This window comes from Bacillus sp. FJAT-27225 (genome assembly GCF_001685025.1).
In the GTDB taxonomy this organism is placed as follows: Bacteria; Bacillota; Bacilli; order Bacillales; family Cytobacillaceae; genus Bacillus_D.
On sequence record NZ_MAYU01000012.1, the window covers coordinates 220,273 to 239,905 of the forward strand.

The window sequence follows — 19,633 nt, forward strand, 5'->3', positions numbered from 1 at the left end:
TGTTGTTATATTACTCGGCCAGCCTCTTTAATCCTTTAGCCTCGTCATGATAAAAGAGTTGTCGCCGTAGGTGCTGTATTTGTTGGCCCGCTTTGCTTTTTCTTCTGGAATATTGTAGGCACGGGCTGCGATGATCCAGTCGGTTTTGTCATCAGCCGCGATGCTTATCTTCATGTTCAGTTTCCCTTTCTGTCCGACCACGTATGTGATAAGGAACGGTTTTTCCTTGGTAAATTTCTTAATCGGCAGTTCGACTTTCTTCCCGTTCACTTCAAGCTCAGAAACATTCAGGTCGGTCATGGATTTAATCATTATTTCCTCAGCCGCACTGACGGACTGAATTTCATACTCAAGCTCACGAACCCCTTCACGAACCTCGTCTGAAACCACCTTTACTTCCGGTCCTTTTATATCATGTATCTTGGCAGCAGCATAGGAACTATTCGGCCAGTTCAGGATTGGAAAAATGTCACTGACATTTCCTTTCTCAACATTCCCCTCTACATAGCTCAAAGAATATTCATCCAATGCGTGCCGGGCAACCCAATACGCTTCCCCTTTATCCGCATCCAGCAAATACGTGATATCGCTAGCCTTAGGATGCTCGGCAGATGGCTGGGATAAAACGTTTACTGAATTAATAACCACAATCGCCAAGCCAACCACCATAAGTAAAGCCGGTACCCTCCATTCCACCTTGCCTGTACCTGAAGCCCCGCCAAACGAGCCGAACAGGGGCACGAGCAATGCACCTAGCAACGAAACCAGCACCATCAGCACACTAACCAAATTAATCGATACGAGCATATGAACCAAGTAAATGACCGGAACAACAATCAGAAAGGCCGGAACCGCAGAAACAGCCACAACCATCAAGCTCTTCCCTGCCATCTCCTTAAACCAGAACACACCATTCATCCCCACCAAGGCGAATAGCAGCGGCCAAACAAACACATAACTTCCTGCTTCTAAAAACAAACTGGTCACAACCGCGAACAATAGCCACACAAGAAGCGAACCCATCGCAAGGCTGCCCAGCTTCATCCTGCGGCTAACCCTCGCATACACATAACCCAGGAACGCAAACACAATGAACGAAAACCCAAGTAAATATATTTTTCCAAACGAAACATCTGTCCCCATCAGCCATGCCATATCCGAAAACAAAGCAGTCAGCAGCTTCCAGCCCGCCAGTCCTATCAGAAATGCACCGGCCATTACACCAATCTGGACCCCGAAACCGCCGATAACACCCTTAATCGAAAGCAATTTCCGTTTGTGTCCATGGACAATCGTCAAGACATAAAGCACAATTGCAACGAGCATAAGTTGAAAAACCAACACCTCAGGATACGTTACCATCAAACCGCCAACCAGGTTGAAAAACAACCGATTGCCTTCCCGATCCGCGTCTAGATCCAAACCGCCAAAATGCTTCACAAGGCTCAACATATACTCGCCGTGATGCTGGAGGCTCTCCTTATCAAGCTCGGCAAGGCTGTCGCTCGTTGTATGGTAATGGCCAACGCCTTCCCCGAATGCAAAATTCATTCCGTTAAGCCCGGCATTTTTAAAAATTGACAGGTCGGTATCATTCGGCATCAATTTATATAAACTGTAGATGAACGAATGCGCAACCGGTGACGGCGCAGCCTCAACAAATTCCTTCACCAGCCATCCGTTGTTGTCGCTCGTTTCAAACATGAAGGAAGGCCCTTCATTTCCGCGCGCCTCAAAATTCAAAACCAGTCCGACTTCGTCTGCCCATTGATGTTCATCGACAAACGCCTTCGCGCCGAGCATTCCGTTTTCCTCACCATCTGTTAAAAGAAGAATCACATCGTTTTCAAGCTGCTTCCCTTCAGTCAAAATTCTGGCCGTTTCAAGGATGGCCGCAACCCCAGCCCCGTCATCGGAGACGCCCGGGCTTCCGGGCACCGAATCGTAATGGGCTGCAAGCATAATCGCTTTTGAAGGGTTTTTCCCTTCTATCCGTACAACAACGTTTTCAATTATTCCCCCGGTAATATAGCCCTTTGGCATATGAACACTCTCGGCCTTTTGTACCTCGGGCTTCAAACCGAAGCCTTCAAGCGTTTCAACTAAGTAATCCCGGACGCGGTCATGCTCCTCTGAACCAAGCGGATGCGGCTTTACCGCGAATTCCTCCAGATACGAAAATGCCCGTTCTGCTGAGAACCCGTCTGCCGAAGTCGTCGATATTACTTCCGGTGTCCTTAACTGCAGCAAGCTCACGACAACCGTACTAACTAAAATCACCACAACCATCAAAAATGTTAAAACTGGCCGGCCACTCTCGCCAATTCTTATTTCCATCCCAACTCCACCGTTCATCGCCAATCCCCCTTGGAAACTTTGTAGCTTCATTATCAGGCACCGCCGGTCATACCTCATAGTGAACTTGGTCATAACGGCGGTCATATGACTTTTTATGACTCTTAGAGGAGATGTTGTTTTCACGCCGAATTAGTAAGAAGGTCCTATTTTTTAAAAAGAAGGAAATGGTTATGGATAAAATGACTGAAACCCATTGGGTCTATAAAACCGCCCTGTTAATCCGGATTGTCTGGTTCCTGCTTCATCTTGTGCTGTTGCCTGTATTCATGGCTTCGTCACCATCATTGTGGCTGGTGCTGCCCTTGTTCTTTGCCGCTTTCCTTATTCCGCAATGGCCCGGAAAAAGAAAGGCGAATTTCGGTTCTGCCTATTATCCATCACTCGAGCTGGTGTTCAGCGGCTTGTTCCTGGTCGTTGGCTGCTACCTTCTTGGCGAAGTTTCTTCCTTTCTCGCCTATCCAGCACTTTGTGCCGGGATTTACAGCACTCCTGGTAAAAAAAGAGCTTTGCATTGGGCTGCCTTTTCAATTTTGCCACTTTTAGCCGTAATTGCGGTCGGACTGGACCACTTCGGCATGGGCGTCATTGAAGGGATATTTTTTTACGGAATCGGAATTGCGATTGCAAAGGTTCTTGAAACCGAGCGGAAGGCAAACATCCTGCTCGTGGAAAACCGCAAGCAGAATCAGCTTTTGGAGGAATACGCGAGGCAGGTTGAAAAAATCACCCTGCTCGAGGAGCGAAACCGGCTTGCCCGGGACCTGCATGACACGATTGGCCATACATATACTTCTGTAATCATGGGCCTTGATGCGGCATCCTACCTGATTGAAACATCACCTCATAAAGCCAGGGAGCAGGTCGACCGCCTAGCGGACGTTATGCGCCAATCGCTTGGGGAAATTAGGGCCCATATCCACCAGATTGCCCCGGCTGGTGAAGCGGAGGAGCTGGCGATACAGCTTAGGAGGGTGGCTGCGCAGTTTGCAGAGCATACAAAAATCAATATTGAATTCACACATGTTTCGGACAGCCAAGCAGCTCTTTCCTCTCAAGGTGTCCTGACTTTGATCCGCTGCCTGCAAGAGTCGCTGACAAATGCCGTCCGCCACGGCCGTTCCACCAAGATAGCTGTTATTTTTAAAGAAGAACCGTCACTGGCCGCACTGATTATCAATGACAATGGCTGCGGTATGGAGGTTGGAAGTTTTGGATTTGGGCTCACCGGGATGAAGGAACGGATTGAAGCGCTAAATGGGGAATTGAAAATAGAATCGCAGGCGGGTGCAGGGACAACTGTCACGTGTCTTTTGCCAGCCGGAAGGAATTATGTAAAGGAGGTGGCGGGAAATTGATTAAAGTGCTGATTGTAGACGATCAGGAGCTGATTCGGGAAAGCCTGTCAATCGTCCTCGGCGGTGAAGAGGATATTGATATTGTCGGTACTTGCGGAAACGGCAGGGCTGCAGTTGACCGGGTGGGATATTTAGCCCCCCATATTGTCTTGATGGACATCAATATGCCGGAGCTGGACGGTGTTGAAGCGACGCGGCTTATCAAGGGGGAGTTTCCTGAAGTAAAAGTGATTATGCTGACAACGTTCCAGGAGCTCGGCACAGTCCGGGATGCACTTGCCGCAGGAGCGGAGGGCTACCTGCTGAAAGCTGTTCACCCAAAGGACCTCGCTGGCGGCATCCGGCTCGTCCACCACGGCGGCACATTAATCAGCCAGGAAGTCGCAAAACAGCTAATCTCTGAATGGGTCAATCAGGCAGTACCGCCAAATGGCTCTGAAATGGGATTGTTGCAGGGGTCAAACTCCTTAAACGTTCCGGGAGTAGGAAATGGGTCACGAAAACCAGCTGCATACGCCCTCACTGAACGCGAAACCCAAATCCTACACCTGCTCGCAAACGGAGCCACCAACAAAGAAATCGCCCGAAAACTCTACCTAACAGAAGGCACCGTCAAAAACTACATCTCCAGCATCTACTCAAAACTCAACGTCCACAGCAGACACAAAGCCATCCACAAAGCAAAAAACGAAGGGCTTATTTAAGGGGGTCATGGCAAGTGCCCACGGCAGGGGTCAGACCCCTGCCGTGGACTTCCCTCCATTTTTGTCCACCCGGTGCGGACACCCCCTGAAGAGGATAATGATGTGTTACGGAAAAACATTTTCGATCTATTGGCTGGCTTTCTTATGGTTGGTTTTCATTTTTCTTTCCAAACAAGTCTTTTACAAATGAAAATTCCTCTGTCCCGAAACTTTTTTAGCACAAAATCCGTCTAATCTTGTAAATAATGTGCCAGAGGCGGATGACATGAAAAAGTACAAATCAACAAAATCCGATTGGGCGGTGAGGTGTTTATACTTGCTGAACTTGGTTATCCTGCTCATCCTTGGTACAGCAATCTGGCTTTTCTACTATCAGCCCGAGTATATTGAAACAATCAAGCAATGGTTCTAACCCAATTATTCAGCCCATATTCTGAAAATGGAGATCAAATTTCTAAACCTGAGACAAACGATTGTTATTATTTTGTTGAAATTCAACTATATTGTTCTATCAATTTAGTAGTATTCTAGTAGAAGCGCTGAGCATATCGGAGGAGACAAAATGAGATCGGTAAGAAAAAAGAAAAGCCATTGGGTTCGCATATTGTTCATATCTTTGTTTATTTTGCTGCTAGCTGTCGGCACGTATGCCTTTACTGTATATAGATCCTTAACAGCTGCTGTGGATACAATGCAGCAGCCCATCGACCGCGATAAATCCCCCAAACGGGAAGAACAAGTAACGTTCGAAAAACAAGAGCCCTTCTCTGTGCTCCTGCTTGGAGTCGATGAAAGAAAAGGAGACAGAGGCCGATCGGATACAATGATTGTGCTCACTGTAAATCCAAACCAGAAGTCCGTTAAAATGCTCAGCATACCAAGGGATACCAGGACTGATATTGTTGGCCATGGCACAGTCGATAAAATCAACCATGCTTATGCGTTTGGCGGGGTTGAAATGTCAATGAATACGGTCGAAAACTTCCTTGATATTCCTATCGATTACTATGCCCAAATTAATATGGAAGGGTTCAAGGATATTGTGGACGCTGTAGGAGGAATCAAGGTCAACAATACATTGGATTTCACCTATGATGGCAAGCATTTTCCCAAAGGAGAAATTAAACTGACAGGTGCTGAGGCGCTAAAGTATTCCAGAATGAGATACGAGGACCCAAGGGGCGATTTTGGCCGCCAAAATCGGCAGCGTGACATTATTCAGGCTGTTTTAAAAGAAGGGGCTTCTTTCTCTTCCTTAACAAACTTTGGAGACATCTTCAAAGCACTGGGCAAAAATGTCCGGACTAACTTAAGCTTTGACCAAATGATGGATATCCAAAAAAATTATAAACCTGCCGTCGGCAACGTTCAGCAAGTAGAAATAAAAGGCGACGGGACCATAATAAATAAAATTTGGTATTATATTGTTCCAGATGATGAGAAACAAAAAATCCAGGCTGAATTAAAAACTCACCTTGAACTCTCATAATCCCCAAAGCATAAAGCGGCCATAAAGTTGGCCGCTTTTACTATTTTCCATGAATCCACCAATAACCAATTGGGCAGTTTAACTGTAGTAAATGCAAGGTATAGTTCAATAAGGGGTGATAACATGCAAGAAATTCAATCACTAACTGACTTTGTCTCAAAAGCAGATGGGGCGCGGCAAGCAACGTTATATATTAACGAACGAGAACTCCCAAAGGAAGGTTCCCCACTCGGTGATGAGGACAGCACGGCCGGTGATGGCGTGAAGGTGAAAATGGAGCTGACACTTGACACAGGTTCCGAAAAGCACACTTTTGAGAAGGAGTACAGAGACGACCTGTTATACCAGGAGGACATGAAACTCATCAATGAACTTAGGGAAAAGGTTCCGGTTGTTAACGGGAAGCCTAGCTAAGCGATTAAAAAAACCACCCTTAGGCTACAGTAAGGGTGGTTTCTTAGGGTCCCGGTCTAATATCGAAATACTCGTCTTTTCTCGCAACATCCCGCTTATTTGTACTTTTTAAATATTAAAAACGAAGGGAATTTAGGGGCAAACCAGGTTGATTTTGGTGGCATGATTGAGTTTTTATCTGCACACTCAATAAATTCTTTTTTTTCAATTGGGTATGTTTCGATAAGAACGTCTTTTTTTCTAGGTGTTACCTTATAGTTTTTTAGTTCGGTATTAGAAAGATATTCTAAGTTTCCGGTATCAAAAATCCTGAATGCTTGAGAAATAATTTGCGTATTCAACCTGTAAATATCATTATTCCAAAAAGCATCTGAATTTAGGTCTATTAGATTTACGACAAATTTATCCTTTTCATATTCGATTTGTACTTTTCCTTTAGAAAGGAGTGTCCCCTCTGGCATAATCTCAAATCTGCTATACAGAAATTCTTTGGCTTTTTCAAAAAGCTGTGCATCTACCTTTGGGATAATCCGATGAATTGGCAAAATATCCAAATAATCAAAGCATATTAGACAGGACAAAACTGAGTTTTTAAAATTTGATAATGAGGTTGTATATAATCGATGATGTCCATCGGCAACATATAAGTTTTTCTCATCCAAAAATTCTGAAGTTATTTTCTTAGCTTCTGTACCGCAAAACACATAGATCTCTAGATTTTTATTTAAGCTAAAGTTTTCTTCATATTTCATACTATCTATAAAGGCTTTATAATTAATCTTTTTTTGATGAGCGATTAAGATGGGAGCAGCTTCGCTATTATATCCATGTAGATTGCTTAACATTCCCTGAATAGTGTCTGGAATAACTAACTCATGACATTTTATATTACCAGTATTGTACTCAGTAATTGGAACATCGCTAATTAGGCCATATACGTTTTCATATTTAAAAACATATACAACATCATTAAATTTCCTAATTGGCTGTGCATTCAATAGTTCCTTATCCTTTTTAGTAAGGAAGAGTGTTCTTTCATCCAAGGCAACTTTATTATCTTTTATATTTACTAAATTAATAAATTCAGAGTCATATATTTTGCCACTAATATTCAGGTAAGAATCTTCAATTAGATCTATTTGCATTTCCCTCTCCAACTTAAGATTTATTTTTTTGTCCATAGAAGGCAACAATATCCTTAACCGTCCTCAGCCCAAAGTTTTTCGGAATTAGCAGCCCTTCATTTTAACACCGTCTTTAATGCCTGAACTAGCTTTTCGTTTTCATCGGGGCGTTTTACAGCTATTCTAATATATTCTCCTTCAAATCCATTTTTTGAAGATAAGTCCTTAATCAACAAGTTATATTTATCTAATAATTCTTCTGTTACCTTTTTAGCTGTTTTTGGTCCAAGTATTTCACACATAATATAATTTGCTTGTGATGGTACTACGCGGATATTCTCCAATGTTGAGAGATGTTCAATATATTCCCTTCTCACCTCTTTAAACCTTCTCATCGCTTCTTCATAATCACCTTTATACTTTTCAAATATTTGCATATAGAATTCCCCGAAGGAATTGATATTCCAAATCGCAACATCCTTCTTAATATAGTCAATAAGATCCGAATTTATGGAAGCTAGTATACCTAGACGAAGCCCTGGCACTCCAAAGGATTTTGAAATACTTTTTATCACAAGTAAGCTAGGATAATTATTTAGTATTTCTTCGGTTAGAAGGGTGGCATCATCCTCTTCTGCAAAATCTACAAAAGATTCATCTACAATAAATGTAATGCCCCTATTTTCTGCCCATTGAGCAACTGTTAAAATATCTACCTTCTTAATGTAATTTCCAGAAGGGTTATCTGGATTAATTAATAAGAGAACAGAAATATCTTTATCTATATAGAAGTCCATTAAATCTTTAGCCGTATATGAATAATTTCTGTTGGTAGGGAAAAATGGAACAATGTCATCTGGACGTTTACGATTTGGATATTCCTCAAATGTTGGAACCGCCATACCAATTCTTCCAGGAAGTGTTTCCATGACTGATTTAATTAACTCTGCTGCCCCATTTCCTACAACTACATGTTCTTTTTTCAAACCAAAATATTTTGCTGCCAACAGACTATTAACACCCATACCTGAAGGATAATCGCAAATTAAACGTTCGAAATTTGCTTTTATTTCATCCAATAGTTTGGACGAAGGGTAAAATGGATTTACTAGATAACAAAAATCAATTAAACTTGGATACCTCCAATAACCACCATATCTGTTCTGAATTCTTTTTAATTTATCTTCAGTTGAAGTTGTAAAAATAGATTCTGCAATATCAAGATCTTGTAAATCATCAATCTCGTACCATGCCTCATCACCTAGGATAGTTGCTTTAATTTCTGGCTTATCCAATAAAGTAACTACTTTAAGCACTTGCTCATAATATTCGTTATTTCCAAGCGCTTTACTATAGGCTTCTAAGAATGGGACGTAATGTGTTGTAGAAAACTCTTTACTAAATTTATATATATTCACTGTTTTATAATATTTTTGAATATCTTCATATCTAAAATCTTTTTTACCCAAAAAACTTTTTATATTGTTTTCCTCGTCCAGGGTAACAACTGTACCATCCATCCAGCTTTCGTATTTTGCAACTAGCGCAAGGCTTGGGTATGGATCCTTAACAATCTTATTTAATACTTCATCTTCAAAAATAAGGTCAGATTCCAATAATATAGTGTCATCCTTTAAAAGATAGTCTTTTGCAAGATAAAGTGAATAAATATTATTTGTTTTATTAAAAATCTCATTTGTTACATATTCGATTGGTGTTTTAATCCTTAAAGTGGAAATGTAGTCTATAAGCACTTGACCTTTAAAGCCCGCCACCACGATTATCCTTTCTAAGTTTAATTTATCGAGTTGGCGGAGCATCCTTTCAATCATTGTAATTCCATTAACCTTAACCATAGATTTTGTATTATTATTCGTTAGCTCTTTAAGACGCTTTCCCATTCCTGCAGCTAATATGATGGATTGCATGTGTTTTTCACCTTCCTGAATAAGTTCTAAGCTTGGTTTATCTTCTCCCAATAAACTATAGCCTTCACCAATTTTTCCAAGTGCTGAATGTGTATATGCCAGAGATAGACTTGAGAGTAAAAAGCAAATTACTATGACAAAAATAAATGCAAAAACAGCTCCTAATGCCAAAAAGGCCCTGTTTAGTTTTACCTATATATATATAAAATGTGAAAAATAGATAATGTATACCAAAAATCCCATAAATTCCTCATTCTCTTTTAAAGTGCCAACAGAGTCCTCAATTCTCCTAAAAAAGTTTTCCCATCTTAAGTGGCGGCAATTATTTATGATCGTTTGCCGTCTAAGACCATTGACAAAAAATAGGGACGATTCTCATCTGCCGCAATTATGCTTTGGCAAACCAGAACCGTCCCTATTAGAACATGGACAGGCTATATTTTTCCGATAGCAGTTCGAGGAGTTTGATTCCGCCGATGCTATTCCCTTTTTCGTCGAGTGCCGGTCCAAAGATGCCTATTCCGACCTTTCCCGGAACCGCACCCATAATTCCGCCCGAAACGCCGCTCTTGGCAGGAATACCGATTTTAATCGCAAACTCGCCCGAAGCATTGTACATGCCACACGTGACCATAAAAGTTTTGCAAATCCTCGCTACATCCGCTGGCATAATCCGCTTCCCTGTCGCCGGGTTCACGCCATCCATTGCAAACACAAGCCCGATATCCGCCAAATCCCTGCAGTCCATTTCTATCGCACACTGCTTCGTATACAAATCCATCAACGGTTCAACATCCTCGGTAACTACCCCATGCTGTTTTAAAAAATAGCACAAAGCCCTGTTCAGGTGCGCGGTTTCGAACTCGGAACGCGCAACTTTCTCATTAACACTGACTTCCCGATTTTCAGCCATTTCCTTCACAAATTCCAAAAGCCGCTGCAACCGCTCATCAACCGAGCTGCCTTTAATCATATGGGTTACAGCCAGGGCGCCGGCATTGATCATCGGATTCAGCGGCCTGGCGATTCCCATTGTTTCCAGTTTGGCAATCGAGTTAAATGGATCACCAGTTGGCTCCATCCCCACCCGTTCAAACACATAGTCCTGCCCCCGATCCATCAGCACCAAGGCGAGACTGAGCACCTTTGAAATACTTTGGAGTGTAATTTTCCGTCTTACCTCTCCTGCCGCAACGCAATTTCCATCTGGATAATGGATCGCAATCGACAAATCGTCCGGGTTCGCCTTTCCCAGCTCAGGTATGTAATCGGCCACCTTCCCATTTTTCGTAAACGGCCGAGCCTCCTCTACCAGCACATCCAACTCTTCATTTGATTCACAGAGCATAATCATCACCGAAATTAGTATGCACCAAATCTTTACTTAATAAAAAGACATTGGCAATCTTTTTCCTTCATGGTGTAAAGCCGGGCCTGGCATACTAGGCCAGGGAAAAATTGCGTTATTCTGTAACGGGTCCTCCATTTTACTCTATCCTCAATGCGGCTACAGCCCCTTTTCTCTGGCTAGGATCAACCTTCCTCTTAAATAAACGCCTTTAAACATTTTTGGATGTACAATGAAATTCCCGAGAACGATAATGCCTATGTTCCATAAAGAGATGATAAACGCATAGCCGAACCATTCGTATAGATTTTTCGGATCAATAGTGAATATCCATTGGATTGAAATAAACGCAATTATGGCCAGGCCTGAGTTAGTAAGTAACTTATATAAAGTAGGCTTAATAGAAGCATCCAATATTTTTCTTGAGCCATAGATTATAAGATCAATAGTCCGATAAGTATAAGCACAAATTGAGCCTATTACCACACCCTCAACACCCCATATATGCACGAAAGTTAGCGAAGCAGCAACATTTATGATCGCCTCTGCAATCGCTCGGTTCCTTGTTTCTTTGTAGTGTCCTGCAGAATTCACCAAAGTTGAGGATGGCATTCTGCAATTCGTTACGACCCCGGAAATTACTAACAAAATCGCTAAGCTTGGACGAATATACTCAGCATCTGAAACGCCAGCCGTGTAAATTGAAATAAATGGCACGATTAATACGAGTGCGGTCGTATAGGCCCATGAAATGATGGCATAATAAACAAACTCAAACGTATTGAAAACATCGATTACCCTCTGTTTTTCACCTCTTACTAATAAATCACCGATACCTGCGAATAACGCGTCTGAAAAAGATACGACTAGCATTGTAACTGCAGAAAAAACCATATTGTAAGTCGTGAATACACTAACTTCCTTCAGCCCTAAAAATGCTGTAATGATTATCACTGGCGCATTGTATCCAACAAGTGTGGCCAGTTGGTGAAATAAGACATCCCGGCGCTGGGCAATACCATTTGTATTGGGTGTCACATTATAACTAACATGTGAATAGTTCTTTTTGGCATAAAGAATCATCAATAAAGCTCTGGATGCGGCTAAAAAAGTTGCAATGCCATTGACAAGAAGGATAGGCCAACCCAACTTAATTAGAATCACGCTAGAAATTGCATGTATTAATAAACTTATTATTAAGATCGTGTTATATACATATCCTCTTTGGTCAGCAATAAGCAGCACTTTATATTTTCCGATAATGAAAAAATCTACAAAACCACTTAATCCCAAAAGGAGAGTCAAGAAAAAGGAAGTATGATAGCTAACCTGGCCATGTATCAAGAAGGGGTAAATGATAGCGAGGATGACAACAAGACTGGCGAAAATATAGCCAGTCCGTATATAGAGTAATCTTACTGCGGAAAGTATCCCATTCGTTGCGTTCTTATCATTGGCTGCTATCGGTTTTAATAACGAAGTGATTGCCGCTCGCCCGATTCCAGCTTCGACAATATTTAAAAAGATTAAAAATTGCCTGATGGATAACATCAGGCCGTTTATTGCCGATCCATAAACAGTGATAAACAACCTGGGCAGGATCAACCCGATTAAGGCATAAACAAGTTGATGGGCAAGATTAGTAATCAGAGTATAAAATGCCATTTTCGTTCGCATAAAAAGGTTATGCCACCTTTATAAAATCATTTTGTATTGAGTACAAATACCTTTGCATAATCTTCCTCTTCTACGAAACGGATAATCCGTCTTTAGTCGTCCCATCGAATCTACTTCTGCCCAGAAATGATCGCTGATTTCTTTTACATAGACGTCTCGCGGGGCAGTTTCTTCTTTCAAATTGGCCTCACTCCCGCTTTCGCCTTTTAAGATATTCTACTAATCTACAAATACTCAACTACGGCAAATTGACTTGTTTCCTTCCTTGCAGGGCTTGAGTCTTCAGTCCAATTCTTATTGACGATCATATAATCACTTCCATACAGCTCTTGTAAGTGAACATGATAATTGTTAGGAATCCAAGTCTCTAAACCCAGGAAATTATATTGTATTCGATCAGAATCTGGAACAATGTTTTCATACACCCTTAACCCCCCATATTTTTTTATGCATTCATTGGGAGGGAGATTATCAATCGTTTGATAATCAAATAGTTTGATTTGCCCATCTTTCCTGTAAGCATAAAAGAAATCTACCTGGGAAGTTTTATAATGATAGGATTCTTCTATAAGATCTCCGGATAACAATTTGGCTCTTTTTTTTAATTTAAATCCATTTGAACGTAAAATGCTGTCCAGGTCCGGATTACGATCTTCAATATACATGGCAATATCAATATCAGCAGCATGAGAAATAAATCCCTTTTCTCTCACTGCACCAAGAAGCGTACCGAATTCCAACCAGTATCGAGGGTTATGTTTATCCATCGTTTTTACTAGTTTCTTTATGGCTTTTTTGGAACTGAACTTAAACATAACGGTCATTAGCATGATATACGGTTTTAACAAATATTTTTTGGCATATTTGTATATGCGAAGTTTGTAAAATAAAACTTTTAATAGATTTTCCATTATATTGTGTGCCTCTCTTTGTGTAGTAGGAGTTCAGCTATAACAAAACAACAAAACCATTAGGTTCAGAGCAATGCTGAAGCCCCGTTTAAACGCCAACCGATCTATTCCTGGCATAAATAACCAACTGTCCGAGAACCGTCTTGGGAAGATAACCTGAATACTCGGTTACGATATTCCCGCCAAATTGGAGCTTGTAATTTCTAATTTTCTCATCATTGGTCAGTCCACCCGAGTCAACAATTAGAAAGCCCTTTTCCTTAAATTTTAGGATATCCATCCATTTTTGAAGATGATGTCCATTACTTAACATCTTCTTTCTATCGGTATCGACTTCCATCCGGTAGTGCGAAGCATTATACAAAGCCATTGCTCTTTTTCCATCCACTGCATAAACCCGGTAACAGATTGGTTTGTTGTCCTCAGTTTCCATGAAACTCATAAACAGAGATTTTTGATTTCGTAACAGCTTCATAGTGTTTACGTTAAAGGACGTACATATACGTGTTTTTTTTGCCCGTGCAAACTCATTGTAATAGTCCCGGAATTGGTGAATCTGCTCATCTGTCGGTTCGTCAGTGGCAAAATAGCTTAACCGGTAGTTCTTCTGGGCCTGGCGAATGTGCTGTCTTGTCGATTTCTTTATCTCCGCCCACAAATCATCCTCACTTTTAGTCAAATCTGTTTGCAGCGTTTCTATGGGACGCAATCCCTTTATTGGGATTACTGATTGTGTGATGCCAACCAAATCGGAAGATGAACTATATAGGAAACTTTCATCCTCTGGAAAATAGATTTGCTCCATCTTAACAACCACTGACAATTTTCTCCAAATACTAATCATGTTATCACTCTTTCTCAAGAAGCATGTCTGACCAAGCTTTTAAAGGATAAAAAGGAACTCAGAACTCAGCTCTCCTTTAATTTGAAAAATCGGCAATTGCGCGCCGGTCTGACATTAAAGGCATGGTCCCTTTGCTTCAGGGAGAAGCGGATATCCCTTAGGTAGGTTGGGGCGCCGCCTGGTTCATCCATCCTGGTAATACTTGTACATTTTCGTTTCGCCCCCTCTTTTTATGGCTGTCACCTTAAATGGTTGTTTGATTACGTCTTTACCCACGAAGCTCTAAAGTTTTTATCCCTTCGCAAATTGGATTGATATCCCGGTCCATAGAGTCCTATCCAGAGACAATTTTTCGAACATTACCTCATTCGTTTAAACCGAAAAACGGTTCCAGCTGCTTTTATTTTCCCAATATTTTAGTGAGTCATGGGAATAGTGTATTAGGATTTTGGCTAATTATTCCTTTCCGTCACTAACAGTTTTTGCTGTTTTTTCCGAGAGGTTTGCACTCCCCCTTTTTTGGATGAAGGTCACATTGTTTTTCATTTTTTTATTAAAAATAAACAGTATGCACGCTGGCAACTTGTCCTCTTTTAAAAATTTTATTTCCTTATAGTCCGGTTTATTCCGTTTACTATATTGAACGAATTTGGCCGTGACATTCTCTAATGGACGTTTTGCTGTAAATTTGTCGTATTTCCTTCCTGCTTTGAATACAGATATAAGGTATCTGTAAATAAAACTTATGGAAGGAGAACTATATTTGAATGCTGGTGGTTACTTATAAACGCAAATTTCTTTTATTTACTGAAACCTATGGTATGAAATTGGACAATTCCCCAAAAACAGACGTTCAGATTGAGTCCTGGCTAAATACCGGTTTGTCGCCAGGCACTTTGCCTCCCGACCCATCGACGATTTTTTGTTTAAAGAAAAAGGTTAAAACCCATGTAATTGACCTGGGGAAATCCGAGAATGAGATTTTCGGAGCTTTTCAGAAATCGGTCAAGTATAAAATTAACAGAGCCATTAGGGAAGGCATCACCTTCACTGTACTGGATGAGCCTACTGATCAAGACATAGAAGAGTTTGCTGTGTTCTTTAATGCATTTGCAAAAACGAAGAAAATTATGCTATGCCTTCCGGACAAAATGAAAGCGTTACGGGATAAGAAAGCCTTTGTCATCACAATGGCGAAGAATGAAGGAAAAACACTTTGCTGCCACGGCTACATAGTCGATGGGAATCGGGCAATCATGCTTTATTCCGCTTCGAGCCGGGCAGGCAAGGATTCTACAGAAAAGAATTGTATTGGACGGGCCAACCGCCTCCTGCACTGGGAATCCATTGTTTTTTTCAAAGAGAAAGGCTGCCAGTGGTACGACTTTTGCGGTATGTCACAAGATCCAAATGATAAGGAAAGACAGGGCATTAATGAGTTCAAAAAAGGATTCGGCGGGTTTGCGGCTGATGAGATAAAAGTTTATAAGGGTTTCAGCCTGCTTGGCAAATTGGTCATTCTCATTTCCCATTTAAAATGGAGAAAAACCCCGGAATACCTGAATGCAAGAACCTCTCTAATGTCTGACCCATAAGACGGGGAAGCAAATTTTTAGACTGATCGAGACTTTTTTCCGCCTATAAAATGAAAAAGCAGCATGGACATAAAGTCCTGCTGCTTGTCTTATGGAGCAAATCTGAGTCGGTCTCCTCTAACTTCAACTTTTTATCAAAACTTCCACATAGAAAAAGAAGCAGGAAACCGCTCCCTGCTTCAAACACCTCTTACAACCTACGAAGAAGTTTCAGCCAATAATTTTATTTTCCGTTTCGGGCTTCCTCGTCAATCCGAAGAAGGAGATGTTTCCTATTAATGTAGTCGTAAAAAGAATCACTCCAAGCGGCACTGCCGTTGTTTCATCAAGCCCAACCAGCGGTGAAACGGCAGAGCCAATCAGCAACGGAAGCATTCCCAAAAACGCACTCGCACTTCCGGCCCGGCGGCCCTGTTTTTCCATCGCCAGTGAAAAAGAGCTCGTCAGGATCATGCCCATCGCGGTCATGTAAATATAAATCGAGATAACCAGCGTCGCAAGCGGACCTTTTATCATAGTCATGATTAGAAGGAATGCCGTTGCGGTGAGCGCAGTAAGCACCGCCGTGCGCAGGAGTCCCCGTTCCCGCCCGCTAAAGCGCCCTGCGATATAGCTTCCGGAAATAAGGGCAATACCATTTATGCCAAAAAGAATACTGAACGTTTGCGGTGAAACGCCATAAATCCCCTGGTACACAAACGGCGTCCCCGATACATACGCAAAACTCCCGCCGTGGACAAAGCCTACAATTAGCGCATAGCCAATGAAAGAACGGTCCTTTACCAACCCGCCCATTGCCCTCAAAGTTCCGCCAATGGAACTGGCCGTCCGCTCCTCCACAGGCAGTGTCTCCTTTAGTTTAATTCCAACAACAGCCAAAATAACGAAGCCGATTAAACTTAAGAACACAAAAATCATCGACCAATTGCCGAATGGCAAAAGCAGAATCAGTCCTCCGGCAATCGGCGCGACCAACGGAGCGACAGTTGTGATTACCATCAATAACGAGTAAAACTTCGTCAGGGCCTCTCCATCAAAAATGTCCCGGACAATCGCGCGAGAAAGGACAATCCCTCCCGATGCAGTCAAGCCCTGCAAGAAACGGCCAACAATCAACATCTCAATAGTGGGCGCGAACGCGCAAAACAGCGAGGAAAGCCCAAAAAGAAAAACGGAAATCAAAAGCGGCTTCCGTCTCCCCTTCGAATCACTAATCGGCCCCACAATCAGCTGCCCAATTGCAATTCCCAACAAACAAGCTGTCAGGCTTAGTTGAACAAGCGAAGCCTCCGCACCAAAAACTTCCGCGATTTCCGGAAAACTCGGCAAATACATATCAATATTTAACGGACCCAATATGGAAAGCATACTAAGAAGAAATGCCAAACCAATCCGCTGTCTTCCCGTCGGGTTCTTAACCATACACCAAAACACCTTTCCAACACAAAATATTGTTTTAGTGTACCCAGAATAAAAGCACGTGTCCACTGGGAAGTTTCTACTTTTTTAATTATGGCTGTACTGCTATACTCAAAATACAATTCTTGGTTTTAAGGTGGAGGAAGATGAAACGATACGCCAATTTAAATAATGTTTTAAACAATAAATCGTTCCGGGATATGAGGCGCTGGCAAAAGGAACGGCGCAGCAAAGTAAAGGATTTATCAGTGAATATAGAGCATAGTCCTGTTAAAATGGTAAAGGAACTGGTTGGTAATCGCGGTCGGACGTCCTACACATGGATTGGCCACTCCACGTTTCTGATTCAGATGAATGGCTTGAATATCCTGACCGACCCGGTCTGGGCGAAGCGAATGGGCTTTCAGAAACGATTGACTGAGCCCGGGTTGACGCTGGACGAGCTGCCGGATATCGATATCGTTGTCATCTCTCACGCTCATTACGATCATCTCGACTTCCCGACTCTCGGAAAACTGAAGGGGAACCCGCAATACTTTGTTCCAGTCGGGCTCAAGGCTCTTTTTTTAAAAAAAGGCTTTCAAAAGGTTGTCGAAATGAATTGGTGGGATATTGAGGAGATTGGCGGAGTGCGGATCCACTTCGTTCCGGCCCAGCACTGGACAAGGCGGTCGCTGAATGACATGAACACCTCTCATTGGGGAGGCTGGATTTTTGAGACGGGGCAGGAAACATTCTACTTTGTTGGCGATACAGGGTATTTCCGCGGCTTCAAGATGATCGCAGAGCGGTTTGAGATTGACACGGTGTTCATGCCTATCGGCGCCTACGAGCCTGAGTGGTTCATGGCCGCTTCCCACATCTCACCCGAGGACAGTGTACGGGCGTTCATTGAATTGCGAGCCCGTACCTTTGTGCCGATGCATTACGGCGCTTATCGATTGGCCGACGACACCGGGCCCGAAGCGCTCGAGCGGCTGCTGCGGGCATGGGGTGAACAAGGGTTGCCGGAGGAAAAGTTGAAGGTGCTGCTGATTGGGGAGACTGTTTTTTAGGCAGATCTTATTTTAGGTTTAGTGGATTAATCTCATGTTGAACAAAACCGATTAATCCACTAAATTGTGTTTCCCAGATTAATCTCTTGTTCACCAACCACGATTAATCCACTAAATGGTGTTTCGTAGATTAATCTCTTGTTCACCAACCACCATTAATCCACTAAATTGCGTTTAGTAGATTAATCTCCTGTTCACCAACCACGATTAATCCACTAAATTGTGTTTCGCAGATTAATCACTTGCCTAAAACCTACGATTAATCCACTAAATTGTGTTTCGCAGATTAATTTTTTGCCGCAACGCAAGATTAATCTAAAAATGTGTTTCGCCGATTAATCACTTATTCACCAACTAACCCAATTTATTATTTCCGCGGTATTTCTCCTCTCTAACCAATATCCTTCATTCATAATAAGCTAACTTATCAATTCCAACTCTTTTAAAATTTCGCTGCAGGGTATTACATATCCTCTTTTTGGAAAATACCTCCCCACACCACGCGTGAATAATTTTTGTTGTAATTTTTTCATTTGGGAACAACAACTGAAATTCCTGTACCTGTCTGATGATTGCATCCGTTACTTTCTCGCTTTCCCCACACTGGCAGATACCTTTTTTGCCTACCACCGTCACGGAAAGGGCTCCGCACTTCCGGCATCTCATGCCAGGTTGCAAATCCTCAAAAGTATATGTTGGCAATTGATCATAGCGTGTTTCAGTTTGATGAAGCGCACAAAGCTTATCCGCCATCTGCCAATGCGCATCGGTTAATCCACTAGGTATATTATTAAATTTTCGCAAAAAAGAATTAAGCTGAGTCGGGAGAATAAGAGGTTTATCAAGTGGGGCTTGTAATAAAGTGAACTCGGAGTTAATGAAAACTACTGAAGCATGAATGGAAATCGAAGTGTAGCCTAATTGGCGGAGCAGTTGAAGGAGTGTGGTTTCACTTCTTTTTAGCTGAACTAAAGGATTATCAACCACCAACTTGGGGAGTTTAATGAATTGATCCTCTTTGGAATCATAATAATACTCTTCTTCAAAATTTTTAACTTCAAATAAATATATCGGCTTCGCAGTAATAATTAAGGTATCTATCTGGAATGTCTTGCCGCCAATTTCCAGGACCAAATCATTTAAAATGATGCACTCGCACTGCAGCTTTCTGGTCATTTCATCAAAGGCCAGTTCCCCCTCATAGCCTTTCAACAGCCTTTTATAAACTGCCCTGTCTTCATCAGACAATACCATTCTCACAGCAAGAGATTCGTAAATCAGCAGCTTTTTTGATTTACTTCGAACTTTGTATTCCATACTCCACTTCCTTTCTTTATATAATTTTATTTTAGAAAAATAACCCCTCACTTGCAAAAATTAACCAAATAAAATTATAGATTTGACACCCACTG

General features: G+C 42.0%; 16 protein-coding genes. 7 read left to right on the plus strand and 9 right to left on the minus strand.

Annotated features, from left to right (window positions below):
- Positions 1–27: 27 nt before the first annotated feature.
- Positions 28–2,355, minus strand: a complete 2,328-nt coding sequence (locus A8F94_RS08705) for a M20/M25/M40 family metallo-hydrolase (protein ID WP_066198491.1) — start codon at positions 2,353–2,355, stop codon at positions 28–30.
- 173 nt (positions 2,356–2,528) lie between these two features.
- On the opposite strand from A8F94_RS08705, the gene A8F94_RS08710 reads away from it, so the two are divergent.
- The 5 genes from A8F94_RS08710 (at position 2,529) to A8F94_RS08725 (ending at position 6,320) form a co-directional block, all read left to right on the plus strand.
- The gene (locus A8F94_RS08710) at positions 2,529–3,713 is read left to right on the plus strand and encodes a sensor histidine kinase (protein ID WP_175384380.1); all 1,185 of its coding nucleotides are present in this window, start codon (positions 2,529–2,531) and stop codon (positions 3,711–3,713) included.
- A gap of 5 nt (positions 3,714–3,718) precedes the next feature.
- Positions 3,719–4,417, plus strand: a complete 699-nt coding sequence (locus tag A8F94_RS08715; protein WP_254660839.1) for a response regulator transcription factor — start codon at positions 3,719–3,721, stop codon at positions 4,415–4,417.
- A gap of 265 nt (positions 4,418–4,682) precedes the next feature.
- Complete coding sequence (locus tag A8F94_RS25700) at positions 4,683–4,829, plus strand: hypothetical protein (protein ID WP_175384381.1); 147 nt, start codon at positions 4,683–4,685, stop codon at positions 4,827–4,829.
- A 150-nt stretch (positions 4,830–4,979) separates the two neighbouring features.
- The gene (tagU, locus tag A8F94_RS08720) at positions 4,980–5,906 is read left to right on the plus strand and encodes a polyisoprenyl-teichoic acid--peptidoglycan teichoic acid transferase TagU (protein WP_066198504.1); all 927 of its coding nucleotides are present in this window, start codon (positions 4,980–4,982) and stop codon (positions 5,904–5,906) included.
- A 123-nt stretch (positions 5,907–6,029) separates the two neighbouring features.
- Positions 6,030–6,320 (plus strand): hypothetical protein, encoded by a 291-nt coding sequence (locus A8F94_RS08725; protein WP_066198506.1) that lies wholly within the window; start codon positions 6,030–6,032, stop codon positions 6,318–6,320.
- Between the two features lie 95 nt (positions 6,321–6,415).
- Here A8F94_RS08725 and A8F94_RS08730 read toward each other — a convergent pair whose 3' ends face one another.
- The 6 genes from A8F94_RS08730 to A8F94_RS08755 form a co-directional block, all read right to left on the minus strand.
- Positions 6,416–7,465: a DUF1015 family protein gene (locus tag A8F94_RS08730; protein ID WP_066200355.1), complete on the minus strand. Its 1,050-nt coding sequence runs from the start codon at positions 7,463–7,465 to the stop codon at positions 6,416–6,418.
- A 95-nt stretch (positions 7,466–7,560) separates the two neighbouring features.
- Complete coding sequence (locus A8F94_RS08735; RefSeq protein ID WP_217490911.1) at positions 7,561–9,543, minus strand: aminotransferase class I/II-fold pyridoxal phosphate-dependent enzyme; 1,983 nt, start codon at positions 9,541–9,543, stop codon at positions 7,561–7,563.
- A 247-nt stretch (positions 9,544–9,790) separates the two neighbouring features.
- Positions 9,791–10,720, minus strand: coding sequence for a glutaminase A (glsA, locus tag A8F94_RS08740; RefSeq protein ID WP_066198509.1), 930 nt, complete (start codon positions 10,718–10,720; stop codon positions 9,791–9,793).
- A 159-nt stretch (positions 10,721–10,879) separates the two neighbouring features.
- Complete coding sequence (locus A8F94_RS08745) at positions 10,880–12,397, minus strand: lipopolysaccharide biosynthesis protein (RefSeq protein WP_066198511.1); 1,518 nt, start codon at positions 12,395–12,397, stop codon at positions 10,880–10,882.
- A gap of 224 nt (positions 12,398–12,621) precedes the next feature.
- Positions 12,622–13,308 (minus strand): LicD family protein, encoded by a 687-nt coding sequence (locus A8F94_RS08750; protein ID WP_066198514.1) that lies wholly within the window; start codon positions 13,306–13,308, stop codon positions 12,622–12,624.
- 88 nt (positions 13,309–13,396) lie between these two features.
- Positions 13,397–14,125 (minus strand): hypothetical protein, encoded by a 729-nt coding sequence (locus A8F94_RS08755; protein WP_139070054.1) that lies wholly within the window; start codon positions 14,123–14,125, stop codon positions 13,397–13,399.
- A 794-nt stretch (positions 14,126–14,919) separates the two neighbouring features.
- On the opposite strand from A8F94_RS08755, the gene A8F94_RS08760 reads away from it, so the two are divergent.
- Complete coding sequence (locus tag A8F94_RS08760; protein ID WP_066198519.1) at positions 14,920–15,747, plus strand: peptidoglycan bridge formation glycyltransferase FemA/FemB family protein; 828 nt, start codon at positions 14,920–14,922, stop codon at positions 15,745–15,747.
- A gap of 210 nt (positions 15,748–15,957) precedes the next feature.
- Here A8F94_RS08760 and A8F94_RS08765 read toward each other — a convergent pair whose 3' ends face one another.
- Entirely contained in the window at positions 15,958–17,169 is a 1,212-nt protein-coding gene (locus A8F94_RS08765) for a Bcr/CflA family efflux MFS transporter (protein WP_066198522.1), read from the minus strand.
- A gap of 143 nt (positions 17,170–17,312) precedes the next feature.
- Here A8F94_RS08765 and A8F94_RS08770 point away from each other — a divergent pair, with 143 nt between their 5' ends.
- Positions 17,313–18,221 carry an MBL fold metallo-hydrolase gene (locus tag A8F94_RS08770; RefSeq protein WP_066198526.1) on the plus strand — a complete coding sequence of 303 codons (909 nt, stop codon included), beginning with the start codon at positions 17,313–17,315 and terminating at the stop codon, positions 18,219–18,221.
- A gap of 405 nt (positions 18,222–18,626) precedes the next feature.
- Here A8F94_RS08770 and A8F94_RS08775 read toward each other — a convergent pair whose 3' ends face one another.
- Positions 18,627–19,475, minus strand: a complete 849-nt coding sequence (locus A8F94_RS08775) for a nuclease-related domain-containing protein (protein WP_254660840.1) — start codon at positions 19,473–19,475, stop codon at positions 18,627–18,629.
- Positions 19,476–19,633 lie beyond the last annotated feature (158 nt).